The 16,257-nt window shown below is 39.9% G+C and carries 12 protein-coding genes; 3 read left to right on the plus strand and 9 right to left on the minus strand.

What is annotated here, in order from left to right; genetic code table 11:
* Nucleotides 1-23 precede the first annotated feature (23 nt).
* The 8 genes from ACLIJJ_RS23560 to ACLIJJ_RS23595 form a co-directional block, all read right to left on the minus strand.
* Complete coding sequence (locus ACLIJJ_RS23560; protein WP_233319465.1) at nucleotides 24-386, minus strand: phage holin family protein; 363 nt, start codon at nucleotides 384-386, stop codon at nucleotides 24-26.
* A 6-nt stretch (nucleotides 387-392) separates the two neighbouring features.
* On the minus strand, nucleotides 393-578 hold the full coding sequence (locus ACLIJJ_RS23565) for a PspC domain-containing protein (RefSeq protein ID WP_237941899.1): 186 nt from the start codon (nucleotides 576-578) through the stop codon (nucleotides 393-395).
* Nucleotides 579-596: 18 nt separating this feature from the next.
* Nucleotides 597-1,706, minus strand: coding sequence for a DUF4097 family beta strand repeat-containing protein (locus tag ACLIJJ_RS23570; RefSeq protein ID WP_237941900.1), 1,110 nt, complete (start codon nucleotides 1,704-1,706; stop codon nucleotides 597-599).
* Nucleotides 1,707-2,042: 336 nt separating this feature from the next.
* On the minus strand, nucleotides 2,043-4,919 hold the full coding sequence (gene uvrA, locus ACLIJJ_RS23575; RefSeq protein WP_411411785.1) for an excinuclease ABC subunit UvrA: 2,877 nt from the start codon (nucleotides 4,917-4,919) through the stop codon (nucleotides 2,043-2,045).
* An 8-nt stretch (nucleotides 4,920-4,927) separates the two neighbouring features.
* Nucleotides 4,928-6,907 (minus strand): excinuclease ABC subunit UvrB, encoded by a 1,980-nt coding sequence (uvrB, locus tag ACLIJJ_RS23580; protein ID WP_251644742.1) that lies wholly within the window; start codon nucleotides 6,905-6,907, stop codon nucleotides 4,928-4,930.
* A gap of 309 nt (nucleotides 6,908-7,216) precedes the next feature.
* Complete coding sequence (locus tag ACLIJJ_RS23585) at nucleotides 7,217-7,447, minus strand: CsbA family protein (protein WP_233319475.1); 231 nt, start codon at nucleotides 7,445-7,447, stop codon at nucleotides 7,217-7,219.
* 36 nt (nucleotides 7,448-7,483) lie between these two features.
* On the minus strand, nucleotides 7,484-8,338 hold the full coding sequence (locus tag ACLIJJ_RS23590; RefSeq protein WP_233319477.1) for an STAS domain-containing protein: 855 nt from the start codon (nucleotides 8,336-8,338) through the stop codon (nucleotides 7,484-7,486).
* Nucleotides 8,339-8,631: 293 nt separating this feature from the next.
* Nucleotides 8,632-8,919 (minus strand): hypothetical protein, encoded by a 288-nt coding sequence (locus ACLIJJ_RS23595; protein WP_237941903.1) that lies wholly within the window; start codon nucleotides 8,917-8,919, stop codon nucleotides 8,632-8,634.
* Nucleotides 8,920-9,210: 291 nt separating this feature from the next.
* Here ACLIJJ_RS23595 and ACLIJJ_RS23600 point away from each other — a divergent pair, with 291 nt between their 5' ends.
* Entirely contained in the window at nucleotides 9,211-10,242 is a 1,032-nt protein-coding gene (locus ACLIJJ_RS23600) for an HD-GYP domain-containing protein (protein ID WP_233319481.1), read from the plus strand.
* A gap of 38 nt (nucleotides 10,243-10,280) precedes the next feature.
* Here the strand turns inward: ACLIJJ_RS23600 and adhE are convergent, their stop codons facing one another.
* The gene (gene adhE / locus ACLIJJ_RS23605) at nucleotides 10,281-12,893 is read right to left on the minus strand and encodes a bifunctional acetaldehyde-CoA/alcohol dehydrogenase (protein ID WP_411411786.1); all 2,613 of its coding nucleotides are present in this window, start codon (nucleotides 12,891-12,893) and stop codon (nucleotides 10,281-10,283) included.
* A 342-nt stretch (nucleotides 12,894-13,235) separates the two neighbouring features.
* Between adhE and ACLIJJ_RS23610 the strand changes: the two genes are divergently transcribed.
* Both ACLIJJ_RS23610 and ACLIJJ_RS23615 read left to right on the plus strand, forming a co-directional pair.
* Nucleotides 13,236-13,862, plus strand: a complete 627-nt coding sequence (locus ACLIJJ_RS23610; RefSeq protein WP_233318541.1) for a TetR/AcrR family transcriptional regulator — start codon at nucleotides 13,236-13,238, stop codon at nucleotides 13,860-13,862.
* 124 nt (nucleotides 13,863-13,986) lie between these two features.
* Nucleotides 13,987-16,242 (plus strand): MMPL family transporter, encoded by a 2,256-nt coding sequence (locus ACLIJJ_RS23615; protein WP_411411787.1) that lies wholly within the window; start codon nucleotides 13,987-13,989, stop codon nucleotides 16,240-16,242.
* The last annotated feature ends 15 nt before the right edge of the window (nucleotides 16,243-16,257 follow it).

Below are 16,257 nucleotides of genomic sequence, written 5' to 3' on the forward strand. Positions count from 1 at the left end.
AAGCACCGCCTTTTTCGTTGCTTTCAGCTTTTTTTCTCGCCACTTTTAAGCATCGTGTTCTGAATAATAATATTAAACAGGGAAAGCAGAATGCTCGCTAGAAGGCTCATGCCAAAGCTTGAAATTTCAAAGCTGTCTCCCATTAGACGATCTGTTAATGAGAGTGTGATCGCATTGATCACAAATAAAAACAAACCTAACGAAAGTATTGTTACAGGGAGTGTCAATAAAATCAGGATAGGCTTCACCACAATATTAAGCAATGACAAAATGATACTAGCCCCAATTGCAGCTCCTATGCCTGACAGATAGAAAGAATCTTTGAACAAACCCGCCAATGCAATAAAAAACACGGCATTTATAACAATACCTAACAACCACTTCATATTTTCCTACACCTCATTTGGAAGAACAAATGTCATAATCAAATAAATCAGCACTAGCGAAAAGCCAGTTGGAATCAGTGCTAGAAGAAAGATTCCTCGCAACAGATTTGCATTAATATTGATACTTTCTGCAAGTCCGCCGATTACTCCTGCCAGTTTCCGATTATTTGTTGAGCGCATCAATTTCTTCATTTTATCTCCTTTCGAAGATTACTGTTGCTCCCGTTTCTTAATTTTGATGGAACCTGTTTTTGTGTTCGCTTCTATTCTTGTTCGTTTATCCAACGATTGAATAGACTGAAATTCCATCACTTTTTGGAGCACATCATTTTTTTCTTCTATTATTTGTATACCCTCAAGTTCAACATTAAATCCGCCAAAATTAGTCTTTAAGCTACCTGTTACGGCAAGCTCCTCTGGAAGCTGAACTTCAATGCTGCCTGTTGTCCCTTTTAACTCAAGCACCTCAATTTCTTCCGAATGGTCGATGCAAAGGATATTGCCATTAAAGGATTGAAGATCAACTTTTTTGAAAAAGCCTTCAGCCTTTATAGCTCCATTCAATGTTTCCCCGTCCAGCTCTTGAATCACACTGTTTTCAATTACTATACCGCCGTTTGCTGAATCTGCTTCCAGCTTTTCACTTTGCCCGGCATTTATTGTAATTTTCCCGTTTGCTGTTTTCGCATAAACCTGATCTGCGAAAAGATCATATGTTTTAATGGATCCGGTAAACAGTCTTACTTTTGCGATGTGGTACGTATTTTTTGGAACATATAGCTTCGTCTGCAGCTTCATCCATTTATGGTTCACCTTTATCTCTAGAGCATCTTCTTTCGCCTTTACTTTTACCTCTTTTAAAAATAAATCCTTCGCCTGCTCACTGGAATCGACCCTGTAGATTTTCGCTTTGCATTCAATCCGAATCTCCTGCTGATCCCAAGGAATAAGCTCTACTTCACCGTTTGGAATGTCAACATCGATATTTTTCGGGAATACCTCTGTAAACTGAAAAATATGCGATACTTCTTCATGTCTCGTAATATTTAACTGATCGAGATCCACTTCCTTAACCTTCTTTACGGCAGTATCTACAAAATCAAACAGTTTATCTTTAGCTGACTGGAATTTAAATGCCGATTGCTGATATGGTTCTTTTTTCTTTTCCTGAAATACAGACTCATCAAAACTCTCATCGTCGGTTTTTAGTGTTTTAGCTAAATCTGCTTCCTCTGCCTTTTCTATTAGCGACAGCGCCTCATCAATTGTCAGCTTGCCTTCCTCTAAAAGCTGCAGTATTCTTCTTTTTTCATCCGCCATTAATATTGCCTCCATTCTATCCCTAAGTGGTATATGTTTCCCTACTTGAGTAAAACTTTAAGCATAGCTATAAATGCAGCTGCTTTTTTCTGTCTGTGTATTTCTGTTTAGAACGTTAAGTAAATGTAAAACTAAGGAAAGCTGTGATACCTCTTGTTCTTCCCTTTCCTATTATTACGAATGAAACAATCTTAAAGTTTCATCTAAGCTGGGAATTGAGCATTTCTTTCTATCGTATGAGCATTATATAAAATTAAGAATAATGTCCACCTGGAAGTTAAGTATTAAAAAACCGGCCTCTGGAGTAATATCCAAAAGCCGGTAGGGCAGGATGCCTTATCCTGTTGTTATTTCCTCTGCATCTTTAATGCTTTGCTTCATACGCAGACAGTCTCTTTCCAGAATTGGTTTTAAATACTTTCCTGTATAGGAGCCTTCAAGCTCAGCGATCTTTTCTGGTGTGCCGCTTCCCAAAATAGTGCCGCCTTTGTCTCCTCCTTCTGGACCAAGGTCGATAATATAATCTGTCGCTTTAATAACGTCAAGATTATGCTCAATTACAAGCACAGTATCTCCATTGTCGACAAGACGCTGCAGGACACCTAGCAGCCTTGATATATCATCAACATGCAAGCCTGTTGTCGGCTCATCCAATATATAGAAGGTTTTACCCGATGATCTTTTGTGCAACTCAGAAGCAAGCTTAACCCTTTGAGCTTCACCGCCTGACAGTGTTGTTGCTGGCTGTCCTAATTTGATATATCCTAACCCTACATCGACAATCGTTTGCAGCTTGCGGTGAATTTTCGGGATATTTTCAAAGAAGGAAACAGCATCCTCGACTGTCATGTCAAGCACATCGGAAATATTTTTCCCTTTGTACTGCACTTCTAGCGTTTCCCTGTTATATCGTTTTCCATGACAGACTTCACATGGGACGTACACATCTGGCAGGAAGTGCATTTCAATCTTGATGATTCCATCTCCGCGGCAAGCCTCGCATCTTCCGCCTTTAACATTGAAGCTGAATCTGCCCTTTTTATAACCGCGAACTTTCGCTTCATTCGTTGTAGCATAAACATCCCGGATATCATCGAATACGCCAGTATATGTGGCAGGATTGGATCTAGGTGTGCGGCCGATAGGAGATTGGTCGATATCAATTACTTTTTCAAGCTGCTCAATTCCTTTTATTTCTTTATGCTCACCCGGTTTTGCCTTTGCCCTGTTCAATTTTTGGGCAAGGCTTTTATGAAGAATTTCGTTTACGAGCGTGCTTTTTCCCGATCCGGAAACGCCTGTGACTGCTGTAAACACCCCTAACGGTATTTTCACACTGACATTTTTGAGATTGTTTTCTTTTGCTCCGATAATTTCCAGAACCCTGCCGTCATTTTTTCTGCGCTCAAGCGGCAGTGGAATAAACTTTTTACCTGATAAATATTGACCGGTTATGGAATTATCATCTTCCATTACTTCCTGTGGAGTTCCCGTTGAAATTATTTGTCCGCCGTGAACCCCTGCTCCCGGACCGACATCGATTAAATAATCTGCTTCCATCATTGTATCTTCATCATGCTCTACAACAATTAGCGTATTTCCGATGTCCCTCATATGCTTCAATGTATCAATCAATTTGTCATTATCTCTTTGATGTAGCCCAATAGACGGTTCATCTAGTATATAAAGTACGCCTGTCAGCCGTGAACCGATTTGCGTAGCAAGTCTGATTCGCTGCGCTTCTCCGCCGGATAAAGTTCCTGCAGCTCTGCTAAGTGTCAAGTAATCCAAACCAACATTATTAAGGAAACCAAGACGCTCTGAGATTTCCCGCAGAATTAGATTGGCTATTTGTTGTTCCTTTTGTGTTAAAGTAAGATTTTCGAAGAAGTTCTTCCCTTCAAGGACGGATTTTTCCGTCACTTGGCCGATGTGCAAGCCGTTCACAAATACTGCCTGAGCTTCCCTTTTTAAACGGTAGCCTTTACAAGTAGGACAATCTTGCTGCCCCATATACTTCTCCATTTGTTCCCGGATGAAATCGGAGCTTGTTTCCTTATATCGTCTTTCCACATTGCGAATAACACCTTCAAACTGGATATCATTTTCCCTTACTTGGCCAAAATCATTTTCATAACGGAAATGGATTTTTTCTTTGCCTGAGCCGTAAAGAATTTTATCCAGCATTGGTTTCGGAATATCTTTAACAGGTATATTCATGTCAATGCCATAATGGTTGCAGATACTTTCCAAAAGCTGCGGATAATATTGGGAACTGATAGATTCCCATGGTGCTATCGCGTTTTCCTTTAATGTGAGATTCGGATTAGGAATAACCAGTTCAACATCCACCTCTAACCTCGATCCAAGACCGTCACATTCAGGACATGCCCCAAACGGACTGTTGAAGGAGAATAATCTCGGTTCCAGCTCTCCGATGGAAAAACCGCAGATTGGGCAGGCATGATGCTCGCTGAACAGGAGCTCTTCCTCTCCAATCACGTCAATAATTACTTTTCCGCCGCCAAACTGAAGAGCAGATTCAAGGGAATCAGCAAGACGCTGAGAGATCCCTTCTTTAACGACAAGGCGGTCAATTACCACTTCAATATTGTGCTTTTTATTCTTCTCAAGCTCAATATCATCGCTCAGCTCATGCATTTCTCCATCTATTCTGACACGAACATAACCTTGCTTCTTAATATCCTCCAGCACTTTCACATGTGCGCCTTTTCTGCCGGAAATGACAGGTGCAAGCACTTGAAGTCTGGTTCTCTCAGGGTATTCCAATATGCGGTCAACCATTTGTTCTATTGTTTGCGAAGTGATTTCAACCCCGTGCTCCGGACAAACCGGCCTGCCGATTCTGGCATACAGCAACCGCAAATAGTCGTATATTTCTGTAACCGTGCCGACAGTTGACCGCGGATTTCGGCTCGTTGTCTTTTGGTCAATGGAAATGGCAGGAGACAAACCTTCAATTGAATCAACATCCGGTTTATCCATCTGCCCAAGGAATTGGCGTGCATATGCTGATAAAGACTCAACATAGCGCCTTTGTCCTTCTGCATAGATAGTATCAAAAGCAAGAGAGGATTTCCCTGAGCCTGACAGTCCTGTGATTACAACAAGCTTATCTCTTGGTATAGTAATATCAATATTTTTCAGATTATGTGCCCTTGCACCTTTAACAATCAATTTATCTTTTGCCATTTCAGCCTTCACCCCTCTGCCTTAAGCTCAAGCAGCAAATCGCGGAGTTCTGCAGCTCTTTCGAAGTTGAGAGCTTTTGCAGCTTCCTTCATTTCTGCTTCCATTTGTGCAATCATTGCTTCTTTGTCTTTTTTCGTCAACTTTTCCAGCTTAGCAGATGCTGTATACTCTTCCGGCTCCTCTGCCGCCTGTGTTGCTCTTATTGTGGCTCTGATTCCTTTTTGGATCGTCTGTGGCGTAATGCCGTGCTTTTCATTATATTCTTCTTGGATAGCGCGGCGCCGTTTTGTTTCATTTATCGCTATTTCCATCGAGTTTGTCATTTTATCTGCATACATAATGACATGGCCATTCGAATTTCTCGCCGCACGGCCGATTGTTTGAATCAATGAACGCTCAGAACGGAGGAAGCCCTCTTTATCTGCATCCAGAATAGTAACAAGAGATACTTCCGGTATGTCCAGTCCTTCCCGCAACAGGTTGATTCCGACAAGTACATCATATTTGCCTAAACGAAGCTCCCGGATAATTTCAATCCGCTCTAAGGTCTTTACCTCAGAATGGAGATATTGAACCTTTATGCCGATTTCCTTCAAATAATCCGTCAAGTCTTCGGACATTTTTTTCGTTAAGGTAGTTACAAGTACCCTTTCGTTCTTTTTAATGCGTTCCTGAATTTCACCAATCAGATCATCTATCTGTCCTTCAATCGGTCGGATATCAATCGTCGGATCAAGCAAGCCAGTCGGTCTGATAATCTGCTCAATCATTTCCGGAGTATGCTCCAGCTCATATGGTCCCGGAGTTGCTGAAACACAAATCATCTGATTGATATGCTCCTCGAATTCACCAAACTTTAATGGCCTGTTGTCCATGGCTGACGGCAGTCGGAATCCATGTTCAACAAGCACACCTTTGCGCGCTTGGTCTCCGTTATACATCCCTCTGATTTGCGGCAATGTAACATGGGACTCGTCAATAACTAGCAAGAAGTCCTTCGGAAAGAAGTCTAATAATGTATATGGTGTCGAGCCTGGAGGTCTTAATGTTAAATGACGGGAGTAGTTTTCAATTCCCGAACAGAAGCCCATTTCCCTCATCATTTCCAAATCATATCTGCAGCGTTGTTCAAGTCGCTGTGCCTCTAACAGCTTATTGTCCTCCCGGAGCTTTTCAAGCTGCTCTTCCAGCTCTTTTTCAATATTTTCTATTGCTATTCTCATTTTCTCTTCTCGTGTAACGAAGTGGGAAGCTGGGAAAATGGAAACATGATTTCTTTCTCCAAAAATCTCTCCTGTCAATGCATCCACTTCACGGATGCGATCGATTTCATCTCCAAAAAACTCCACTCTAATGCAGCGCTCGTCACGGGATGCTGGGAAGATTTCGACGACATCTCCCCTTACGCGGAACGTTCCCCGCTTAAAGTCAATGTCATTACGGTCATACTGGATATCAACGAGCCTGCGAAGGAGCTGATTGCGTTCAATCTCCATACCTGCTCTCAGAGACACCACCATTTCCTTATACTCTTCAGGAGAACCTAAGCCATAGATGCAGGAAACACTAGCAATGATGATGACATCTTCCCTCTCAAACAGCGAGGCAGTCGCTGAGTGACGAAGCTTATCAATCTCATCGTTTATGCTGGCATCCTTTTCTATGAAAGTATCTGTGCTCGGCACATATGCTTCAGGCTGATAATAATCATAATAGCTGACAAAATACTCAACCGCATTGTTCGGAAAAAACTCCTTGAATTCACTGTAAAGCTGACCTGCCAATGTCTTGTTATGTGCAATGATCAATGTCGGCTTTTTTACTTCCTTAATAACATTGCTGACAGTAAATGTTTTTCCTGTCCCTGTTGCACCAAGGAGTGTTTGGATTTTTTTGCCCGAATTTATTCCAGAAACGAGCTGTTTAATTGCCTCGGGCTGGTCCCCATCAGGGGAATATTTAGAAACTAATTCGAATTCTTGGGTCACTGTAATCCTCCTGTTTCTTCCTTCTGTACTATAGGTTTCATTGATTTTCCTAATGATTAATAGGGGCTGTATATGTAAATGTAATTCAAAAATCTATTTAAGACACATCTTATAAACTATCCAAATTTAAGATTTGATATATCACCATTCTACCACAAACTTCCCTATTCAAACCAATAATATGCGAACGAATATTCCCCTTTTTTTATTTTTTGTTGTTTTTTAAATAAAAAAAGAATGCCCTTCCTTAGGATGATTCTCCACGAAGGAAACATTCACCTGTTTAAAGAAGGTCATTCTTTTCATTATTTATTCAGCGGCTTTAGCACTCTGTTTTTTCAGTCTGCCGCTAAGCCAAAACCCCACAGTCAGGGAAAATGCATCAATCACAATCAGCAAAAAGGAATTCGTATATCCCTTATACGCGGAGGCAGCGATCAACGCAACCGTAAGCACTAAAGCAACTACTCGATTGTAAGCCACCCTTGTAAAAAGCATAACTAATAATCCGGGAAAAATAAGTGCAGCTAAATAGATCATCTTATATTGATACACCTCTTTTTTGCTTGAGCGTTATTATCCTTCAATAACCGTAATGCCAAGTCTGGATAAAGCACTGGCAAGATTATTAAAGATTGGAATCCTGCTGAAGTCTACACCGAGCTGAATCGCAGTCTGTGCCACTTCTGGACGCAGGCCTGAAAGGTAAGCTGTAACACCAATCAGGTTTAAAGCATGGATAACATGAAAAATTTGCTGTGCTACCATTGTATCAATAATTGGTACGCCAGATAAGTCAATGAACAGCTTTTCCATATTATTATTATTACACTGCTTCAATGTAGTTTCCATAATAATATTAGCTCTTTGCGTATCGATATCCCCTAACAACGGCAGCACTCCAATTCCCTTTGTAATCGGGATGACAGGGCTGCTCAGTTCATAGATGGTCTCCTGCTGTGCAGAAAGCTGCTGATGCTTAAATTTATCGTAGTATTCTATAAAAATATTTGTAAAAATATCAAAGGCATAATTTGTTAAACGCAACCAATTGAACATGTTGCTGATACTGAAATTCTCTTGAGACTCCTCTGCGAATTTCTGAATATATTTAATTAAGATAGATTTGACGCATGTCAGCTGTTCAATCGACTCTAGTATCGGTACAGCGTCCTGAGATCTTTGTTTGGCGACCTTTACAGCCCACTCCGAAATACTTGCTTTATAAACAGTTTCCTCCGAATGAAAGACATGCAGTACATTCTTTACAAGCGTATGATAGCTGTTAACCAGCTCCTCTTTAATCGGCTGGCCCTCTTCAATCCTGTAGAATGCTGATTTATTTGTACTTAACGTCTTTAGCCATTCCTCTGCCATACTTTCTATCTGTTCATTTAAATAATTATATAATTCTTTTTTGCAGTCAGACACGTAATTCTCCTCCTAAAGGTAAGCGACAGTTCAATCTCTCAAAATAACAAGCTTTTAATTCCGCCAGTTTCATAGCAGCCTGTGCATTCACTATGTGGAAGGATATAACCAATAGCAATTGTACTATATATGGGCAGTATCTAACAGCAAAGCAGCTTGACTATCAATGAATCAAATGGCAGCTTTATTAAGCTATTGACCAAACTATTAGAAAGGGAATCCCTAGAATGCAGCTTGCAGCTTTATATCAAACAGGTAGGTTATGTGGAACTATTTTTCCAAAAGACCTGTCTTTAGTTTTTTATCAGTCCAGTGGCAATTACTTGAAAAAGAGGCTTCACGGACGAAGATCTTTTTTTGGCATTGCTCACCATCACAATTATTTCATTCAATTCTTGCGGAGTAAGTTCTTCTATGATCCATTCCGCCAATTCATGATGGCTTATAGATATATTCTTATACGGAATTTTAATTGTCCGACATTGCATTAACTCTTTCCTCAGAATATTTACATGATATTCATATCTTGATAATCCACTTTGTCTAGTATTCATCCCTTGTGTCCAATCCTCTTTATACATAGTTGCACCTCACTTTAGTTACAAACACTTGCAGACCTTCAAAATTAGAAACTTTTTATTTAAGTGTAAATATATCTACTTGATTAGTAGAGGTCAATCACGAAAGGCATTATCCTCCTATTATGGAAGGAAATTAGGAACAATGTCGTATACATGCTAGGGAAATAGTCTATTCCACTTCCCCGTTTTGTAAGGTAAAATTTACTACATAATGTATATACAAATATTTACCCCGTTTCCCATTTCATACACTGCTAAATGCTTCGTGATTTACTATGAGGAGGAATCAATATGGATATTGAAAAAATAAAAGCACAATATATCGGAACCCAATTAAAAGAAGATATCTTTTCAAATTCCATCGAAGGTCTTTTGCTGCTAAAAAAAGGCGCTGTTTTGGAAGATACCCATATTGATCTTCTTTTAAACCACAAAGTTGATGTTTCTAGTTTGACTTCTATTTCCGAAACTAGTGAGGCTTTGTCTGCTGAACAAGCTTACTTTGCTATTTTTACACAAGTGGAAGAAACTTTTGCCTCATTAATCAACAAAAGTGAAGAAGGTCTTGAGGAGTTACTCTCTGACTATAGGATTCTTATCGACCTTGCCTTACATGACATTACCATTTTAGACTTTATTCTCGATGATACGCATACCAGCAACTCTATCTACAAGCACAGTATCAATGTCGGCATTATTTCCGCGCTCATTGGACAAATACTAGGCTATTCTAATAGAAACTGTCACTTACTAAGCCAAATGGGTTTATTTCACGATATTGGAATGCTCCTAATCAAAGATGAAATTCTTAATAAGAAGACAAAGCTGACTCATTCAGAATATAAAGAAATCCAAAAACATACGACTTTAGGAAAAAGTATTCTATTCTCGATTAACTCATTAGATATCATCATCTCAAGAACAGCTCTGCTTCATCATGAAAAAATAAATGGCAAAGGATACCCACTTAACCGGCAAGAAAAGGATATACCATTTATGATTCAAATTATTTCCGTTGCCGACATCTTTAATAGTATGTGCTCAAGTACGTGGCATCAAAAGAAAAAGACATATTTCGAGGCCATCAATGAGCTAATTGATGAGGCCCATGGAAATGCCATCAATCCCGCAATCGTCATTCCTTTTGTTTCGTATCTTATGCGAAAGCAGCTCTTTAAAAAGGTGAAACTAAATACAGAGCAAACAGCGGAGATTATCTTTATTCATCCAAATGAGCCCCATTTACCTCTTGTCCGTATTGAGGATGACTATTTGGATTTGCGTAAATCAGCTTCTACTAAAATAATAGATAGGCAGGCATAACAAAAGACCACAGATAAGCTGTGGTCTTTTGTCTTTACTTATACTCCTTTATACGCTTTTCGATAAATATCGGCCAAGTCTGCAACTAATGGCAGCTTAGGATTTGCTGTTGTACATTGATCTTCAAAGGCTCGATCTGCCAAATAGTCCACCTTTTCTTCAAAGGCTTTTGCATCAACTCCATTAGCAGCAATGCTCATTGGGATATGGAGCTCTTTTGCCAAACGGATGACTGCTTTAACAAAGCTGTCTACTCCTTGTTCTGTTGTGTTGGCAGGAAGCCCAAGTATTCTTGCCAATTCAGCATAGCGCTCATCTGCCTTGAAATGCTCATATTTAGGAAATGCTGTGAATTTTTTTGGTTTTTCCGCATTATAGCGAATAACATGCGGCATTAGTATCGCATTTGAACGGCCATGGGCAATGTGGAACTCTGCCCCCAGCTTATGGGCTAGGCTGTGGTTTATTCCTAAAAATGCATTTGCAAACGCCATGCCCGCAATGGTAGAGGCATTATGAACCTTTTCACGCGCTTCCTCGTCAGATCCGTTGCGATAAGCTCTTGGCAAGTATTCAAAAATTAATTGCACCGCCTTAACAGCCAATCCATCTGTGTAGTCATTAGCCATATTGGAAACATAAGCCTCTACCGCATGTGTCAGTACATCCATGCCTGTATCTGCTGTAACAGCAGGAGGAACTGTCATTACAAATTGCGGGTCAACGATGGCAACATCTGGTGTTAACTCATAATCTGCCAGCGGATATTTAATATTATTTTCTTTGTCTGTAATAACGGCAAAGGACGTGACCTCAGAGCCTGTTCCAGATGTTGTCGGTATCGCTACAAATTTTGATTTGCCTTCAAGACTTGGATACTTGTAAACTCTTTTTCTTATATCAAGGAATTTCTGCTTAAGTCCGAAGAAATCCTCATCGGGATGTTCATAGAACAGCCACATTCCTTTAGCCGCATCCATCGGTGAACCTCCGCCTAATGCAATGATGCAGTCAGGCTGGAATTTAGCCATCATTTCCGTTCCTCTGACAACAGTATCTAAAGATGGATCTGGTTCAACATCAGAGAATACTTCGACTTGAACAAGGTCTGATCTTTGTCTTAAATGATGAAGCACCTTATCCACATAGCCGAATTTGACCATATAGGGGTCTGTTACGATAAAGACACGTGAGATATCCTTCATTTTTTGTAAATACTGAACAGCATTTTTTTCAAAATATATCTTTGGCGGAATTTTAAACCACTGCATATTCACATTCCTTTTAGCAAGTTTTTTTACATTCAATAAATGCACATCTGTTACATTAGTGGCAATTGAGTTTTTCCCATATGATCCGCATCCCAGCGTTAAGGACGGCATAAACGCATTGTATATATCCCCGATTGCTCCTTGGGAAGATGGCGCATTGCAAATTATGCGGCATGCCTTCATTCTTAAGGCAAACTCTTTCGTTACATCTTCATCCTCTGAATGAATGACAGCAGAATGCCCTAATCCGCCGAACTCAAGCATCTCTTCAGCTCGCTTCAGTCCCTCTTCTGTTGATTCAGCTTTATAGCATGCAAGGACAGGACTTAGTTTTTCTCGGGAAAGAGGATATGCTGGTCCGACTCCTTCCAGTTCAGCGATTAAAATCTTTGTATCTTTATGAACTTGCACTCCAGCCATTGCTGCAATTTCATAGGCAGGCTTGCCAACAATATCCGGGTTTACTGCACATGTATTTACATTGATAACTAGGTTTTCTACCTTCTTTTGCTCTTCTGGATTTAAGAAGTGGCAGCCATTTTGGATAAGCTGACCTTTCACTTCCTCATAAATTTCCTGATCGACGATAACCGCCTGTTCAGATGCACAAATCATTCCATTGTCGAAAGTTTTGGATAAGATTAAATCATTGACTGCTCGTTTTACTTTAGCTGTTTTCTCTATATAGCAAGGTACATTCCCAGCTCCAACACCTAAAGCTGGTTTTCCGCAGCTGTATGCGGACTTAACCATGCCTGGTCCGCCTGTTGCTAATATCATAGAAATTCCTGGATGATTCATTAATGCCTTTGTCGTTTCAATGGATGGTTTTTCAATCCATTGGATGCAATTTTCAGGTGCACCTGCTTTAACTGCTGCATCCCTTAAAATTTTTGCTGCTTCACTGCTGCAGCCCTGTGCAGATGGGTGGAATGCAAAGACTATCGGATTGCGTGTCTTAATAGCAATAATGGCTTTAAACATCGTTGTGGAAGTTGGGTTTGTCACAGGTGTGACACCTGCAATAACACCGATTGGGTCAGCAATTTCAAAGATTCCGGCCGCATCATCCTCACTGATTATTCCGACCGTTTTGTCATATTTTAAACTGTGATAAATATATTCAGTAGCAAAAATATTTTTCGTAATCTTATCCTCATAAATCCCTCTTCCAGTTTCTTCAACTGCAAGCTTTGCCAAGTACATATGCTTATCGAGTCCTGCCAATGCCATTTCCTTGACTATATGATCAACCTGAGCCTGATTAAGCTTATAAAATTCATCCAGCGCCTGTTTGCCTTTCTCAGCAATCTCATCAATAATTGCCTGCACATCTGCAGCTTCCTGCTTTAGCTTTACATCCTTTTCGACAGTTGACATCTTTTAATCCCTCCAGAATTTTTCCTTTTTCGAAACAAATATAATTTGTGAACAATTTCACAAATTAACTTTAAAAGAAAAACCGAATTGTCAGCTTTATGACCCGGTTTATCTTTTAAAGGATAACCACAAAGAATTTGGATATTTATCCCTTTAGAACCAATAATTTTTACTTACAAGCATATCTTAATCACTTTCCAATCAAACTGCAATAGGTTCTCTTCGATTTGTTCAGTATTTCACAAGCTTGTTCACCTATTGTTCACAATTGCATATTTTTTAAATTTCTCTTATACTTATCGAGTGATAAATCATTTTATTGGGTAATAGAAAGGAAACAAAATGAAAAGGGATCACGAAGAGCTGCAGTCACAGACAATGGATACACATCATTTGATTATTAAGGCAGCGACTACCTTATTTATGGAGCTTGGTTATCGTGCTGTAAGCACAAGGAAAATTGCAGCAGCCTGTGGCATTACTCAGCCTGCTTTATACCATCACTTCCAAAATAAACAAGAGATTTACATTGAGGTTCTGAAAGCTTCCATTCTTCAGACAGAAAACTATCTTTACAAAATAGCCGCCGATTATCCAGATATTAAGCAGCGCATCTTTCATCTAGCCAGCTATTTCATGCAGAATTACGAAGAAGATTTAATGCAAATGTTTCATGATCTTCATCATGAAATGCCGGAAGATGTCAAAAAAACCATTAACTCCCATTGGCAAAAAGGCTTTCTTGCACCTATTATGAGAATGTTTGAGGAAGCTGTCGCTAATAAGGAAATTGGATCATTTGAAAAGATAGACAGCAGCAGCTTTGAAGTATCTCTTCTATTATTGAATATGATAAAGTCTGCTCTTTTGCCTGAATATATGAAACGCTTATCAGAGACTGAGCAAAAAGCTATCATAGATAAAAAAGCTAAGCTCATTGTCCAAATATTTTTAAGCGGTATTGCTTAACCCTATATTCATTGCTGTTTCTTATTCTAACAAGAGCAGCATTATATTTTTTTGATTCCCTTATCAGTTGATAAGCTATTATTTTTCTTCCAGCTTATCAATTGATAAGTTCATCATAATAACAATGATAAAGGAGCTAGAAAAAGTGAAAAATTTTATCCCTACCGTTTTCCGATTTGTTTCAGGGAAAAAAGGAAGATGGATTACACTGTTTGCCTGGATCTGTCTTGTCCTTGTCCTAAGCTTAACACTGCCGCAAGCAAGCTCACAAAAAAATGAGAATGCTGCAAACTTGCCTGAAGATTCACCTTCTCAAGAAGCAGAAGCTATTATTAATAAAGAATTTCCAAATGAACAAGGAACACCGGCCCTGATTACCTTTCATCGAGATACCGGCCTCTCAAATGATGATTTAACGCAAATTCAAGAGCTGGCAGGTAAATTAACGGAGGAACCGGTTGTCCACCAGCAAAGTGTTATCCCACTTCACCAGCTGCCGATTGAAGCAGTTCAGCAGCAAGTATCAGAGGATGAAACAACCATTGTCCTTCCCGTATTGTTCGAGAAGTCTACAACAACAGCAGAGCTGGAAAAAAGTCTGGAAGAGCTACAAACTGCAGCGTCTGACACTTTCAGCACAGATCCTTTTAAAGCAGATATAAATGATGAAGATACACTGTCTGCCAGAACTACAGGTCCTGTGGGGATTGCTGTTGATGCAGCCGCACTATTCAGCCAAGGCGACTTGTCCTTGCTGATTGGTACAGTCGTTATTGTGCTTATTTGTCTTTTAGTTATCTATCGTTCTCCGATATTAGCAATCATCCCGCTGATTGGAGTTGGGATAGCTTATTTAGTAATTAGTCCTGTATTAGGCGGAATGGGCAAAGCTGGCTGGATTGAATTCGATTCACAAAGCATCGCAATCATGACGGTTCTTCTCTTTGGTGCTGGAACTGATTATTGCTTGTTCCTCATAAGCAAATACCGAAGCTTGCTAAAAGTGGAAACGAAGAAGGAAATCGCCATGGCAAATGCCCTGCGCCGTTCAGGTGGAGCAGTTGCAATGAGCGGATTGACCGTTGTGTTCTCCCTGATTATTCTTTTGCTCGCAGAATATGGTTCGATACAGCGCTTTGCTGTGCCTTTCAGTCTTTCCATTTTAATCATGATGGTCGCAAGCTTAACACTTGTGCCAGCAATTTTGGCTATTTTCGGAAGAGTTTCTTTCTTCCCATTCATGCCTAAAACACCAGAGATGGAAAAAGCAAAACCAGTAAAGAAGAAGAAAAAGTCTCGTTCTCTTGGCGAATTCATCGGCAAAATTGCTGTAAATCATCCATGGAAAGTAACCATTATTACAACAGTATTTTTAGGTGTTTTTGCTTTACTGTCATTAAAGATGGAATCCACTTATGACACATTATCCTCTTTCCCTGACGATATGCCATCAAGGGAAGGATTCACGATTATTTCTGAGCATTTCTCAGCTGGTGAACTAGCTCCTGCAGAGGTTGTTGTCCAAACAGAAGGTAGTGATATTCCTGTTGAAGATGTATTAAATGACCTTCCATTTGTTGCAAATGTTTCAGAAGGAGAACAAGCAAAAAATGATTCGGGCTTGTTTAAATACTCTGTTGAATTAAACACAAACCCTTATTCTAATGAAGCAATGGAAGAGCTCCCTGACTTGCGTGCAGCGGTTGAAAAAACTCTTGCTGACAATGGCATCACTGAAAGCAGTGAGAAAGTCTGGATTGGGGGCATAACAGCAGAACAGCTTGATACGAAGGAAACGACTGACAGTGATGCACGTCTTGTCATTCCAGTAATTGTTGCTATGATTGCCGTCCTTCTGCTTGCCTACTTACGTTCAATCACTGCTACAATTTATTTAATTGCAACAGTGCTGTTGTCTTATTTCAGCGCATTAGGCTTAGGTTGGGTTATTCTTCACTACGGTTTTGGAGTAGAGGCAATCCAAGGACTTATTCCGCTTTACGCCTTTGTCTTTATTGTGGCACTCGGGGAAGATTATAATATTTTCATGATTTCGAGCATTTGGAAGAAAAGTAAAGAAATGCCTCTTAGCCAGGCGATTAAAGAAGGGGTTGCAGAATCCGGCGGAGTCATTACTTCAGCAGGGGTTATCTTAGCCGCAACCTTCATGGTCTTAACAACATTGCCAATTCAAATATTGGTTCATTTCGGAACAATCACAGCTATTGGCGTGCTTCTCGACACGTTTGTAGTTCGTCCATTTTTAGTTCCTAGCATCACTGCTTTATGCAAAAAAGCTGCCTTCTGGCCAGCAACGAAACATTTGCACGAAAGCAATGAGCAAGAGTTAGAAAAGCAGAACAAAAATCAAACAGTCTAAGATTAATAATAGAAG

The organism is Niallia laureatilytica, assembly GCF_046613985.1.
In the GTDB taxonomy this organism is placed as follows: Bacteria; Bacillota; Bacilli; order Bacillales; family Cytobacillaceae; genus Niallia.

What these genes read in the sequence shown, in the direction of transcription:
- ACLIJJ_RS23595 (WP_237941903.1), bottom strand. Translation starts at nt 8,919, where the DNA reads ATGTATAAAGAGGATTGGACACAAGGGATGAATACTAGACAAAGTGGA.
- ACLIJJ_RS23615 (WP_411411787.1), top strand. Translation starts at nt 13,987, where the DNA reads ATGATAAAGGAGCTAGAAAAAGTGAAAAATTTTATCCCTACCGTTTTC.
- uvrA (WP_411411785.1), bottom strand. Translation starts at nt 4,919, where the DNA reads ATGGCAAAAGATAAATTGATTGTTAAAGGTGCAAGGGCACATAATCTG.
- ACLIJJ_RS23585 (WP_233319475.1), bottom strand. Translation starts at nt 7,447, where the DNA reads ATGATCTATTTAGCTGCACTTATTTTTCCCGGATTATTAGTTATGCTT.
- ACLIJJ_RS23570 (WP_237941900.1), bottom strand. Translation starts at nt 1,706, where the DNA reads ATGGCGGATGAAAAAAGAAGAATACTGCAGCTTTTAGAGGAAGGCAAG.
- ACLIJJ_RS23600 (WP_233319481.1), top strand. Translation starts at nt 9,211, where the DNA reads ATGGATATTGAAAAAATAAAAGCACAATATATCGGAACCCAATTAAAA.
- adhE (WP_411411786.1), bottom strand. Translation starts at nt 12,893, where the DNA reads ATGTCAACTGTCGAAAAGGATGTAAAGCTAAAGCAGGAAGCTGCAGAT.
- ACLIJJ_RS23610 (WP_233318541.1), top strand. Translation starts at nt 13,236, where the DNA reads ATGAAAAGGGATCACGAAGAGCTGCAGTCACAGACAATGGATACACAT.
- ACLIJJ_RS23565 (WP_237941899.1), bottom strand. Translation starts at nt 578, where the DNA reads ATGAAGAAATTGATGCGCTCAACAAATAATCGGAAACTGGCAGGAGTA.
- ACLIJJ_RS23560 (WP_233319465.1), bottom strand. Translation starts at nt 386, where the DNA reads ATGAAGTGGTTGTTAGGTATTGTTATAAATGCCGTGTTTTTTATTGCA.